10 protein-coding genes are annotated in these 12,871 nt (G+C 56.4%); 7 read left to right on the top strand and 3 right to left on the bottom strand.

Going from position 1 to position 12,871, the window contains the following annotated elements; translation table 11 throughout:
• Nucleotides 1-892: 892 nt before the first annotated feature.
• On the bottom strand, nt 893-2,008 hold the full coding sequence (locus tag AC5S16_RS05125) for a BON domain-containing protein (protein WP_493928956.1): 1,116 nt from the start codon (nt 2,006-2,008) through the stop codon (nt 893-895).
• Nucleotides 2,009-2,164: 156 nt separating this feature from the next.
• Between AC5S16_RS05125 and AC5S16_RS05120 the strand changes: the two genes are divergently transcribed.
• Together AC5S16_RS05120 and AC5S16_RS05115 are read left to right on the top strand one after the other, a co-directional pair.
• Nucleotides 2,165-2,581 carry a YtxH domain-containing protein gene (locus AC5S16_RS05120; protein ID WP_493928955.1) on the top strand — a complete coding sequence of 139 codons (417 nt, stop codon included), beginning with the start codon at nt 2,165-2,167 and terminating at the stop codon, nt 2,579-2,581.
• Between the two features lie 82 nt (nt 2,582-2,663).
• Entirely contained in the window at nt 2,664-3,170 is a 507-nt protein-coding gene (locus tag AC5S16_RS05115) for a methyl-accepting chemotaxis protein (protein ID WP_493928954.1), read from the top strand.
• A 67-nt stretch (nt 3,171-3,237) separates the two neighbouring features.
• Here AC5S16_RS05115 and AC5S16_RS05110 read toward each other — a convergent pair whose 3' ends face one another.
• Nucleotides 3,238-4,365 carry an alpha/beta fold hydrolase gene (locus AC5S16_RS05110; protein ID WP_493928953.1) on the bottom strand — a complete coding sequence of 376 codons (1,128 nt, stop codon included), beginning with the start codon at nt 4,363-4,365 and terminating at the stop codon, nt 3,238-3,240.
• Here AC5S16_RS05110 and AC5S16_RS05105 point away from each other — a divergent pair.
• Nucleotides 4,364-6,379, top strand: a complete 2,016-nt coding sequence (locus AC5S16_RS05105; protein ID WP_493928952.1) for a beta-N-acetylhexosaminidase — start codon at nt 4,364-4,366, stop codon at nt 6,377-6,379. The two genes, AC5S16_RS05110 and AC5S16_RS05105, sit on opposite strands and share 2 nt — an antisense overlap.
• 122 nt (nt 6,380-6,501) lie before the next feature.
• Here AC5S16_RS05105 and AC5S16_RS05100 read toward each other — a convergent pair whose 3' ends face one another.
• A complete protein-coding gene (locus AC5S16_RS05100; RefSeq protein WP_493928951.1) occupies nt 6,502-7,461 on the bottom strand; it encodes an SDR family oxidoreductase in 960 nt (319 codons plus the stop codon).
• A gap of 37 nt (nt 7,462-7,498) precedes the next feature.
• Here AC5S16_RS05100 and AC5S16_RS05095 point away from each other — a divergent pair, with 37 nt between their 5' ends.
• The 4 genes from AC5S16_RS05095 to pgi all read left to right on the top strand — a co-directional run bounded on the left by AC5S16_RS05095 (nt 7,499) and on the right by pgi (nt 12,818).
• Complete coding sequence (locus AC5S16_RS05095) at nt 7,499-8,470, top strand: type I phosphomannose isomerase catalytic subunit (RefSeq protein ID WP_493928950.1); 972 nt, start codon at nt 7,499-7,501, stop codon at nt 8,468-8,470.
• A gap of 24 nt (nt 8,471-8,494) precedes the next feature.
• The gene (locus AC5S16_RS05090; protein ID WP_493928949.1) at nt 8,495-9,610 is read left to right on the top strand and encodes a mannose-1-phosphate guanylyltransferase; all 1,116 of its coding nucleotides are present in this window, start codon (nt 8,495-8,497) and stop codon (nt 9,608-9,610) included.
• A 63-nt stretch (nt 9,611-9,673) separates the two neighbouring features.
• On the top strand, nt 9,674-11,110 hold the full coding sequence (locus AC5S16_RS05085; protein ID WP_493928948.1) for a phosphoglucomutase/phosphomannomutase family protein: 1,437 nt from the start codon (nt 9,674-9,676) through the stop codon (nt 11,108-11,110).
• Between the two features lie 73 nt (nt 11,111-11,183).
• A complete protein-coding gene (gene pgi / locus AC5S16_RS05080; RefSeq protein WP_493928947.1) occupies nt 11,184-12,818 on the top strand; it encodes a glucose-6-phosphate isomerase in 1,635 nt (544 codons plus the stop codon).
• The last annotated feature ends 53 nt before the right edge of the window (nt 12,819-12,871 follow it).

The following is a 12,871-nucleotide window of genomic DNA, read 5'->3' as shown; positions in this document are numbered from 1 at the left end:
AGACGAAGATCAACGTCATCGAGACGGCATCGGCCCACAATCCCGACGAGCTAGAAATCGCCGAGGGCCGCGAGCGGGAGAACCTCGAAGGATGGGTTCCCGATCTCGCCTCCGACGAAGAGGTCCGCCAGGCTTTCGAGAAGGCCTTCGACTACCGCGGTGACGTCACCGTCACTCTGAAAGACGGACGCAAGATCGACAGCTACGTCTTCGACCGCCAGACAGGCAAGACGCTGGCTGACTCAGCCGTCCGCGTCATCCCCGCCAACGAGCGCACCAAGCTGACTATCCCTTACTCTGAGATTGCAGCTGTAGCCTTTACCGGACGCGACACAGCCGCCGGCAAAAGCTTCGAAGCCTGGGTCAAAAAGTACTGGGAAAAGAAAGCAGCCGGCGAAAAGAACATAGCCCTCCATCCGGAAAAGCTCGACTAAGACAAGGCGCAGCGCTCAGGTGATGAATGTTGTCATCCTGAGCGGAGGGTAGATAGCTTTACTTCCCGTGATATGTCATCCTGAGCGAAGTCGAAGGACCGCACCCGAAAGGGTGCGAGGCCTTGCAGGGCAAGGCGGGATGTTGATTCAACTAGTAAGCCCAAACAAGAAGCGTTTTCTTGTCAAGCCCTCTAAATCATTTAGACTCCCATAACAACCACAATCCAAACCAAATACAGGCCAAAGAAATTTGGCATACTATTTAGCCGAATTTGTTATCCTGAAAATAGGTAAAGAATTGAGAAAGAAAAAGCCCGCCAAAAGCGGGCTTTTCTTTCTGAAATCAGGACTTTACATGGAACCCTCCTGTTTTCAATACTTTACCGCATTTAAAACAGAAGCCATGTGTTTTCAAAGACTTAACACCCCAGGGGGAGGGGGAACCCCTCCCCTTTGAACTACTGCGGACGCTGCTGCAGCTCGGGATTAGCATTCGGGTCGTCGAAGGATCGCGGAGCAGCACCCACCTGGTGGGAGGTGGTCACCGTGATCGGCGATTGCAGCTTGAAGTTGACTAGCGTTTCCGGCTGAATCTGTACCTGCTGCCCGCGTGTGACCGCGTTCACGCCCGTTCCCGTCGCTCCACCGGCTGCCGCGCCAATGGCAGCGCCACGTCCGCCGCCGGCCAGCGCTCCGATAATCGCCCCCAGGGCAGCCCCGCCCCCGGCCTTCACAGCGGTATTCTTACCGCGCCCCTGTCCTTGCTTCGAGTAAGCATCCGTCACAATAGGAATCTGCCGGGTCCGAGTGCTGATTTGTGTCAGCTCAATCGAAAGCAGCGAGCTCCCGGAGAAGTGTGCAGCGTCCTTCGCATCGACGACTCGCCCCGTCACCGCTGCTCCATGTGGAACAGCCACCATGCCGTCAGCGATCAGGTCACTGGAAAGCGTGCCGTGGAAGACCTGGTTTGGCGTGGCATTCTGGCTGCTGAGCGGTTCGGTAATCCGTACTGGAATAACCGTGCCCGCAGGAATGGTGACCGTCTTGGCCACAGGCGCCGGAGGGGGAGGAGGAGGTGCCGGTGCCGGAGGCGGCGCTGCAGGCTGAGGAGCAGGCGTTGGTTGCGGCTGCTCTATAGGAGCAGCCTGAGCTACCTGTTTCTCTTCATGCTGCTTGCGCTTGCGCTCAGGAGCAGGCCGAGTCGGAGGTGGAGCAGGTGCCGGCGCAGGAGGAGTTGCTGCCGCCTGCTGCGGAGGTGTTACGGTGAGGTTGTTGACGACAGTCTTGACGCCATCCACGCTGCCGGCATCATTTCCGGCAAGAGCACGCGATGCGTCATCATTTGCTGTTCCGGAAAGCGTAGTCACGCCGTTGACGACGTTGACTTGAATGGCCTGTCCGTTCAGTGCGCCTTCGGCGGATATCTTCGCCTGTACATCGCTCGCGATCTGTTGATCCGTGCGCGCAGCGGGCTGTGAAGCCGGTTGCCGGTTGCAGCCGGCGCCAAGAAGCAGAGAAGTTGCCAGCACGGCCAATTGCAGGCCGCGGGCTTGAGTGAAATGTGTATTTCTCATACGTGATCTCCTATTACCAGCACGCAACACTATCTTAGTCCTTCGAAATGGCAGCTGAAAATGTGGTGATAGCATCTACAGAATATTGACGCTTGTATACCTTGAAAGGTTCTGGTTTCTGATAACATCCGGTTTCTAGGTGAAGGGAGATATTTTATGTCGGATGAAAAACAATCCAATGGCTTTAGCTGGTTCCTCGCAGGCCTCGGCCTGGGAGCGCTGCTGGGAGTCCTCTATGCTCCCAAATCGGGCAGGGAAACACGCGACGACCTGGCTAACAGCGCCCGCGACGGCGGTGAGTATCTGAAACAGCGTTCGCGGGAAGCAGCCGATCAGGTCAACACCTATGTGGAGCGCGGCAGGGCCCAGGTTGGCGAATATGTCGATCGCGGCAAGGAGTATGTCGACCGTGGTAGAGCACAATGGGGCGATCTGGTGAGTCAGGGCCGCCAGTTCATCAACGAACAGGGAGACCGTGTCTCGGCAGCTGTCGATGCAGGACGCCAGGCATATCGTTCGACAACCAGTACGACTGCCGAAGCCCCGGCCGCTCAAGAAGCGCCTCAGCTGTAAACTAAAAACACGTGGCGTGGGAGCAGTAGTTGAATACAGGTTTGTGAGAGGAGCGCCACTGCTGTAGTCAGCGGAAAGTATTATGCAGATACCGCAGGTGATGTTCTTTATTTTTACTGCTGCCATTTCCATTGGCGTCCTGATCCAGGCGTTCGTCCTGCTGGGAATGTACTTCGCCGTCAGGAAGACGGCGGAGGAGACACGAGAGCTGTCCCAGGAGATGAAGAAACACCTGGTGCCAGCGATTACTGTAGCGCGCAGTCTGCTCGAAGATGTTTCGCCAAAGATCAAGGTGGCAACTTCTCACCTTGTAGAAACCACCGGCACTCTGCGCGCGCAGACCGAGCACATCAACCGAACTGTCCAGGACGTAGCTGGAATGGCGCACGCCCAGGCTGAGCGTGTCGATGAGATGGCGACTACAGTTCTCAATGGCGTCACTCAGGCGACAGCCTCCCTGCAGCACGGCATCGCCACTCCGCTCCGGCAGGTCACAGGCGTTCTCAACGGCCTGCGCGCTGGATACGATGTCTTTCGCAAGAAAGACCGCCCCACGCATGTAGAAGAGGACGGCGGCAATTTTGTCTGAGGACTGGTGTCCAGGCATACGCACGCTTGGCATGCCATTCTTCGCTACCGTTAGTCGCCCCTTAAATTCAGGGCTGGCTTAAGAACCGCTCAATCTCCGCCGTAACCCTCTTGATCTCGCATCCCGGAGCCATGTGCCCGCAGTCGGATTCGAGCACCAGTGTTTGTGCATGGATGAGCTTGGCAAAGCCAAGCGGTGGCAGAGGATTCACCATGTGGTCCTGCGTTGCATTGATGATCAGTGCCTGGGCCTTTACCTTTTTGGCCGCATCGTAGAGTGAGCCTCCATGAGCAATGTCGTGGCCGATGATTGCCTGCAACTGGCGCAGGTAATCATTGGCATCGAAGAAGCGATCGCCGTTCGTCGTCAGTTCCTCGAAGTATTGCTGAAAGTCCTCGCGGGTGGTGTGGTTGGCTCGAAAGGAAGGCGTCGACAGATTCATATTGTGAATCAGGACGACGATCGGCAGCGTTGGTGTCTGTGTGTATTTTCCTCCGTTGTACGCCGGGTCGGATTCAAGAGCCTTTAGCTCGGTGTTCCAGAGCAGCAGATCGTAAGAAGTAGGTTGTGGAGTCCCAATGACCGGGACAGCTTTGTCCATAAAGTCTGGATAGCTGATCATCCATTGAAAGGTCTGGATGCCACCCATGGACACGCCCATGACTGCGCGCAGGTGCTGGAGATGGAGCTTCTCTGTGACCAGCCGGTATTCGGAATACACCATGTCACGGATGGAGAACTGCGGGAAGTCGACGCCATGTTGTGTGGTGCTGTTCGATGGCGAGCAGGAAACGCCATCCCCCAGGGCATCGACTGCGATGACGAAATATTTCGAGCTGTCGATGTATTGTCGCGCTTCAGCTTGCATGGCGATGTCGCTGCTTCGGCCCGTAAACCATGTAGGAAACAGAACTGCGTTCGACTTCTGAGCATTCAGCGTGCCCACCGTGCGGTAGCCGATCTTGCAGTCATGAATGACCGAGCCGTTCTCAAGCTTCAGGTCTTCCAAATCGGCATACTGCTGCGGCGGAAGCGGCGGGGCCTGTGAGTAAGAGAAAACAGGAAATAACAGGAAAACAAAGTAAAGCAGCACGTTTCGCATTTCGATTGTTATTCTAAAGCCGCGGAAACTCTCGATCTTCAGGGGAAATCTTTTGCGGCTTACGATCTGTTCTATCTTCGCTTGTGGCGTCATGCTGTTCTCTTCAACACAACTGAAAGCTCAGGCCAGCCAGTCTGGTTTCGTCAATACACTGATGCCGCAGCCTGCGAAGCTGACGGCGGAGCAGGGCAGCTTTGCGCTGACTTCATCATTCACGGTTGCCGCTCCACATTTTCGTGATGCGCGGCTCGATGCCGGTATCGGACGCATGCTGCATCGCCTCGAATATCAAAGCGGCGTTCCCATCGCCAAGGATATCCATAAAGACGCGGCTGGCGCATCGCTGGTTATCGATGTTCAGGGTGCAGGGCAGGCGATTCAATCTGTCGATGAGGATGAGTCGTATTCACTCGACGTAACTGCAAGCGGAGCCAGGCTGCAAGCTAATACAGTCGTAGGCGCGCTGCACGGCATGGAGACGTTTCTGCAGCTGGCGCAGCCAGCCCAGAACGGATATGTTCTGCCGGTAGTCAGCATCCAGGATTCGCCGCGTTTCCAGTGGCGTGGATTGATGATCGATGTGGGGCGGCACTTTGAGCCGGTCAGCGTGATCGAGCGCACGCTCGACGGCATGGCGGCAGTGAAGCTCAACGTCTTCCACTGGCACCTGAGCGACGACCAGGGTTTCCGCATCGAGAGCAAGGTTTATCCAAAGCTTACGGGAATGGGCTCAGACGGCCTGTTCTACACGCAGGAGCAGGCGAAGGAAGTCGTCGAATATGCGCGGGCACGCGGCATTCGCGTAGTGCCCGAGTTTGATATCCCGGGACACAGCACGAGCTGGTTCGTTGGCTATCCGGAGATTTCAAGCGGGCCGGGACCATATCAGATCCGTCGTGAATTCGGCGTTGCTGACGACGCAATGGACCCGACACGCGACAGTACGTATCAGTTCATTGACCGCTTTGTCGGCGAGATGGCGATCATCTTTCCCGACTCCTACATGCACATAGGCGGCGATGAAACGAATGGCGTGCAGTGGAAGGGAAATCCGAAGATCGTCGCCTTCATGCAGCAGCGCAATATGAAGGACACGGCTGCGCTGCAGGCATACTTCAACCAGCACCTGCTGAAAATTCTCGAAAAGCACCACAAGCACATGGTGGGATGGGACGAGATTCTCAATCCTGCGCTGCCCAAGGATGTAGTCGTGCAGTCATGGCGTGGCATTCAGTCGCTGAGCGAAGGATCAAGGCAGGGATATCAGGGAATTCTGTCGGCTCCCTACTATCTCGATGCGATGAAAACTGCTGGTGATCACTACCTGGCTGATCCGCTGCCTTCGAGCTCTGACCTTACTCCGGAGCAGCGCAAGCTGATTCTGGGCGGCGAAGTCTGCATGTGGGGCGAACAGCTTTATGAGCGCACCATCGATTCGCGCATCTGGCCGCGCACAGCGGCGATAGCCGAGCGGTTCTGGTCGCCGGAGAATGTGCGCGATGTGGATGACATGTATCGCCGGCTGGACCTGATATCTGTACGGCTGGAGGCATTCGGGCTGACACATCTCACGCAGCAGGATGCCGGCCTGCGTACCTTGGCGGGTACAACGGATATTGATGCGCTGCGTATCTTTACATCGGCGCTTGAGCCGGTGAGCTTTCATGAACGCTATCAGGGACAGCACACCTCACAGCTTACGCCGCTCGATCATCTTGTCGACGCAGTGAGGCCTGACCCGGCATCGAAGCATCGCATTGACCTGTTGGTACGGGAGTTTTTAGCCAACTCTACACATCATGAAGGTGAACAGCAGCTCAGCCAGATTTTCTCCGGATGGCGAGGAGTCTCGCCCAAAGTACAGCGGCAAGTGGCAGCTTCTCCTCTATTGGTTGAGGATGCAACGACGCGGGCAGAACAATTTGCGGGGCTCGCAAAAATCGGCAGCGAAGCCGTTGCGTTTCTCTCTGGCACAGCTTTGGCTCCTGCGGGCTGGAAACAAAGCAGCCTGACTGCAATTGATACGGCACAGAAGCCCTCTGGCCTGGTGCGGTTCACATTCCTCGATCCGCTGCGGCAGCTTGTGAACGCAGTGCAGGAGAAGTAGCGGATGCCCCAGAGCCTGCCCTGAGCTTGTCGAAGGGTTCGCGAAGCTAACCTGGGGATATTTTGCGGCTGTTGAAGCAGTAAAGCAGATCCTTCGTCGCTTCACCTCTCAGGATGACAATCTCATGAGATGACAGCCTCTTTCATTTGCTGTTTATACCACTCGACCGTGCGGCGCAGGCCTTCTTCAAAGCTGATGAGCGGCTCATAGCCGAAGGCCTCGCGCGCCGCGCTGATATCGGCCAGAGAATTCTGAATGTCGCCTGTGCGTTCGGGGCCGTAGATCGGCGGCTTGGTAAAGCCTGTCAGTTCGGCCAGAATTCTGTACGTCTTGTTCAGCGTATGTCGCTCGCCGCAGGCCACGTTGAAGACTCGCCCTGCAACTTTCTCTGCCGGAGCCTGTACTGCAAGGAGATTCGCTGAGATCGCGTTCTCAACGTAAGTAAAATCGCGACCCTGCTCGCCGTCGCCAAAGATCGTCGGTTGCTCGCCCTTCAGCATCTGGAGAGTGAACTTCGCCATCACTCCGCTGTAAGGCGAGTCTGGAACCTGGCGCGGCCCGAAGATGTTGAAGTAGCGCAGGCACACGGTTTCAAGCCCATACACTTGCCAATAGCTGCGCATGTAAAGCTCGCCGGCAAGCTTCTGTACCGGATATGGCGCGATGGGCACGGGCACCATGGTTTCTCTGCGTGGAAAGCCAGGCTGGTTGCCATAGGCTGAGGAAGACGCTGCATAGACGACGCGCTTTACTCTGGCAGCACGTGCGCCTTCCAGAAGATTGAATGTTCCGTCAATATTTGCAGTGTGGCTGGTGCGGGGATCTTTTACCGAACGCGGGACAGAGGGCAAAGCGCCCTGATGAAAAATGTAATCCACGCCTTCGCAGGCGCGCGCAACTGCGTCTGCATCGCGCAGGTCGCCTTGCACAAATTCCATGCGGTCAAGAAAGCCGGAGAGGTTCTCTTTGCGTCCGGTTTCGAAGTTGTCGAAGCCGCGGACTGCTTCTCCGCGATCTACAAGCGCCTGGGTGATCCAGGAGCCGAGAAATCCGGCGCAGCCGGTCACTAAATATCGAGCCATCTTCTTTATGGTAGCTGCTGTTAAGAGGGCGTGTGTATTGCAGCGTGATTTTCAGGCATACTGGAAGTACATGCAAGCCTTAACTCCATTCAGACTTGCTCCTTATTTTCGGACCCGCATCTGGGGATTTCATGATCTTTCACCCTGGTTTGATTTCAAAACCGAGGGTGAACCTATCGGCGAAGTGTGGCTGACAGGCGAGATGTGTGCGGCAGAGACTGGGCCTTTGCAGGGCCAGTCGCTCAAAGACATTACCTCAGCAAACGGCGAAGCTCTGCTGGGCAAAGGCCGCGGAGGCGAGGAGTTTCCGCTGCTTATCAAAATATTGTTTCCCAAGGAAAAGCTCAGCGTGCAGGTGCATCCGGACGATGCGATGGCGCAGAAGTATGGTGAGCCTCGCGGCAAGACCGAGTGCTGGTATGCGCTCGACGCTAATCCGGGAGCAGAGGTTGCCCTTGGCATCAAGCCGGGGACCACGCCAGAGCAGGTACGTACTGCGATTATTGAATCGCGGCTGGAAGAGCTGCTTACATTGCTGCCGGTTCATAAAGGCGACATGATTTTTGTCGATGCAGGCACAGTACATGCGGTCTGGCCTGGCGCAGTACTGCTTGAAACGCAGCAGACAAGCGACCTGACGTATCGCATGTATGATTACGGCCGTCCGCGCGAGCTGCATCTTGATAAATCGATGGAAGCCATGCGTGTCGCAACAGGAGCGGGGAAGATCGCTCCAAAGAATGTCAACGCGCATTCCGTTCTGATCGATCAGAAGTATTTCCGTGTCGAGCGTTGGACAACGCAGCTTCCTTCGGCTGAAAATGCATTCGCCGATGTTGTCCAGGTGCTCTTTGCTGCGGATGGCACCTTGACCATCGAAGGAAAAGGTTTCGAACCGTTCGTTGTAGAGCGGTTTCAGATCGCTGTGATTCCGGCAGGCGCCAAAGACTGGACAATAAAAGCACAAGGCGTCACAGAAGTGATGCGTATTCTTCCGCAATCTGCCTAAAACATTTCGACTCAATGGAGAGCCATGTCAAAGGCAATCGATTTTCGTCCGATCATTCTGGCGGGAGGAAGCGGCACTCGCTTCTGGCCGCGCAGTCGTAAGGCGCGCGCCAAGCAGGTGCTGGCGCTCGATGGCGAGCGCACCATGATTCAGCGCACTGTAGATCGTCTGGGGCCGTTGGCAAAACGCGATAATTTCTGGGTGATCACCAACGATCTGCTTTCGCCTGCGATTTGCGAGCAGCTCGATATCATTCCGGAAGATCACGTTGTCTGCGAGCCGGCTGCCCGCAACACTGCGCCGGCTGCAGGGCTGGCCGCGTTTCTGATCGAGAAGCAAAACCCTGATGCAGTGCTGGGAATTTTTCCGTCAGACCATGTGATCGGAGATGAAGCTGCATTTCTCTCTGTTCTGGAACACGCCGTCAAAATTGCAGCAGCCGGCGAGAATATGGTGGTGCTGGGAGTGACGCCAACACGTCCGGAAACAGGTTACGGATATATCGAGACAGGCGATGTGCTCGATGACGGCTCACTGCGGGTGCGCCGTTTCACCGAGAAGCCGAATCAGGAGCGCGCTGAGGAGTTTGTCGCTGCCGGGAACTACCACTGGAACAGCGGTATCTTTATCTGGAGCGCGCGCACGCTGGCAAATGCGATTCGCGAGCATCTCTCTGAGACGGCTCCAGTCCTGGAAGAGATTGCCGCTGCTTACGGGACACCTGAATTCCGCAAGACTTTTGAAAGGCTCTATTCGAAGTGCGAAAACATCAGCGTGGATTATGCGGTGCTTGAGCCGCGCTCAGCAAAGGGCGAACACCACTCCAATCTTTATTGCCTCCCGGCAAACTTTGGATGGAACGATCTTGGGTCGTGGGCGGCGCTTTATGAGCATCAGCTGGCGCTGGCGCAGTCGGTCGACAAGCATGAGAACGTGGCGGAGAGCGCGGGCAGTTTGTCTCTCGAAGCTCAGGGAAATTATGTCTTCAGCCCGAAGAAGTTTGTAGCGCTGGTGGGCGTGAAAGACCTGGTAGTAGTCGAGACAGATGATGCTGTTCTGATTACCAGCCGCCATCACTCGCAGGATGTGGGCAAGATTGTGAAGCAGCTTGCCGCCGAGGGGCGCAAGGAACTGATCTAACAGAAGTGATCAGCCGAAAGTCTGTATCCTCGCTAATTTAGATTCTGGAAAGATATCCAAAGCATGGGAAATACAAACGTCATTAAATTTGGAACCGATGGATGGCGTGGAGTCATCGCCGACGATTTTACTTTTGAGAATGTGCGCGCTGCAGCCGCAGCCATTGCGCATTACCTGCTGGCGAAGAAAGATCCGGGCGAAGGCGCCTGCATCGGGTATGACACGCGCTTCGACTCGAAGGCTTTTGCGCAAAGTGTTGCCGAGGTGCTTGCTTCAGCGGGAATTCAAGTGAAGCTGGCCGATCGTATTACGCCGACTCCGGCGCTTTCTTTCGGAGTGCGCGCACACAACGCTGCGGGCGGCGTGATGATCACGTCGAGCCACAATCCGTATCAATGGAACGGTGTGAAATACAAGGCTTACTACGGCGGATCGGGCAAGCCCTCGATTATTGCCGAGATTGAGAGTTATCTGGGAAAGCCGCTGCCGAAGGCGTCCAGCCCGGCAAAGATCGAGACAGTGGATTTCCAGACGCCTTACATCGAGGCTATTTCGAAATTCGCAGACCTTGATCTCATCAGCAAATCGGGACTGAAGTTTGCCGTGGACTGCATGTACGGCGCAGGGCGCGGCGTGCTCGCAGGCATCTTCACGAAGATCGGTGTCGATTTTGTTGAGATTCGAGCTCAGCACGATCCGCTGTTTCCAGGGATCAATCCTGAGCCGATCGAGCCGCACATCCGCGCATTGCAGGACGCGGTGGTCGAACACAAATGCCATGCCGGCATGGCCACGGATGGCGATGCGGACCGCATAGGCGCTGTCGATGAGAACGGAAACTTTGTCGATCCGCATAAGATTTTCGCGGTGCTGCTGCAGTGGCTGCTGGAGCGCAAGAAGTGGCCCGGTGATGTGACACGCGCCTTCAATACCACCAAGATGCTGGACCGAATCGCGGCTCGTTACGGGCGCACTCTGCATGAGCATGGCATCGGCTTCAAGTACGTCTGCGATCTGATGCTCGAAAAGGACATCCTGATCGGCGGTGAGGAATCGGGCGGCATCGGCATCAAGCGGCACCTGCCGGAGCGTGATGGATTGCTTAACGCACTTCTGCTGGCGAACGTGATGGCCGAAGAAGGCCGCACGCTTGGCCAGCTTGTGGCGCGGCTGCAGGAGGAATACGGCGAGCATCAATATGGCCGCATCGACCTGCACATCAACGATGATTTGAAAAACGCGACCATCGCCAAAGCCCGTGCCGGCATGAAGGAGTTTGCCGGGATGCCGGTCGAGCGTGTGGAAACGCTCGATGGTATCAAGTTCTTCCTCAAGAATCCGGAAGCGGCAACAAAGCCGAAGGCCGCAGAGACATGGCTTTTGTTGCGTGCTTCGGGCACGGAACCGCTGCTGCGAATTTACTCCGAGTCCTGCTCGAAGGAATCGGTTGCGAAGCTGCTTGAGGCGGCGCGTGAATTTGCGATGAATAGTCTGGCATAGCGTAAATTTCTTCGAGCTGGGCGCGACGGCGCGCACCGTGGGAGAATCTAAGTCGCTGAAGGGAAGGAGCATCATGGCTACTCAAGTAAAGTCTGTTCCACTGACGCAGCTTTCTACGTGGAAGGCTCTGGAATCGCATTACCAGCAGATCAAGGACGTGCATCTGCGCACATTGTTTGCCGATGACGCGAAGCGCGGCGAGCGCCTGACAGCGGAAGCTGCCGGCATCTATCTCGACTACTCGAAACACCGTATTACGGATGAAACGCTGAAACTGTTGTTGAAGCTGGCTGAAGAGAGCGGGCTGCGCGAGCACATCGACGCGATGTTCCGTGGCGACAAAATCAACATCACAGAAAACCGTGCTGTGCTGCACACCGCGCTGCGCGCTCCCAAGGGCGCGACGATCAATGTTGACGGCAAGAACGTCGTGCCGGAAGTGCATGAGGTTCTCGACCGCATGGCTGCCTTTGCAGAGCGTGTGCGCAGTGGTGAGTGGCTTGGCCACACGGGCAAGCGCATCAAGAATGTGATCAATGTCGGCATTGGTGGCTCTGACCTGGGCCCAGTGATGGCTTATGAAGCGCTGCGCCATTACAGCAAGCGCGACATGGTCTTCCGCTTTGTCTCGAATGTGGACGGAACGGACTTTGCCGAAGCGACAGTCGATCTCGATCCGGAAGAGACGCTCTTTATCATCTCGTCGAAGACCTTCACCACGCTTGAGACCATGACCAATGCGCAGACAGCGCGCGAGTGGAGCCTGAAGAAGCTCAGCGATCCCAAGGCCGTGGCGAAGCACTTCGTTGCGGTTTCGACCAATGCCGCCGAGGTATCGAAGTTCGGCATCGATACGGCGAACATGTTCGGCTTCTGGGACTGGGTTGGCGGCCGTTACTCGATGGACTCGGCAATCGGTCTTTCGACGATGATCGCGGTCGGCGCCGACGGGTTCAAGAAGTTGCTTGCCGGTTTTCATGAGATGGACGAGCATTTCCGTACGGCTCCATTTGAGAAGAACCTGCCGGTGCTGATGGGCCTCCTTTCTGTCTGGTATGCCGACTTCTTCGGCGCGCAGACGGTTGCGGTCCTGCCCTATGACCAGTATCTGAAGCGTTTCCCGGCATATCTGCAGCAGCTCACGATGGAGAGCAACGGCAAGCACGTCACGCTCGGCGGCGAGCACGTGCAGTATGAGACCGGACCGATCTTCTGGGGCGAGCCGGGGACGAACGGGCAGCACTCCTTTTATCAGCTCATTCATCAGGGCACGAGGCTGATTCCGTGCGATTTTATCGGCTTTGCCAAGACGCTCAATCCGCTGGGCAACCATCACGATCTGCTGATGGCCAACGTCTTTGCCCAGGGTGAAGCGCTGGCTTTCGGCAAGACGCCGGAACAGGTGAAGGCCGAGGGCACTCCAGACTGGCTGGTGCCCCACCGCGTGTTTGAGGGCAACCGGCCGTCGAACACCATCCTGCTCGAAAAGCTGACGCCGGAGGCGCTGGGTAAGCTGGTGGCCCTCTATGAGCACAGCGTCTTTACCCAGGGTGTGATCTGGCAGATCGATTCCTTTGACCAGTGGGGCGTGGAACTGGGCAAGGTGCTGGCGAAGAACATCATTCCCGAGCTGGAAGGCAAGAGTGACGGGAAGCATGACAGCTCCACGAGTACGCTTATTTCCAGATATCGGAAGTTGAAGGGATAAGGGTCACCTTTGTGCCTGCCGATGCGAAAAGCAGGTCCTTCGGCTTCGCCTCA

It is taken from the genome of Acidobacterium sp. FHG110202_01 (genome assembly GCF_059115305.1).
Note: the sequence above shows the minus strand (reverse complement) of the source record. Positions and strands in the feature narration are given on the sequence as shown.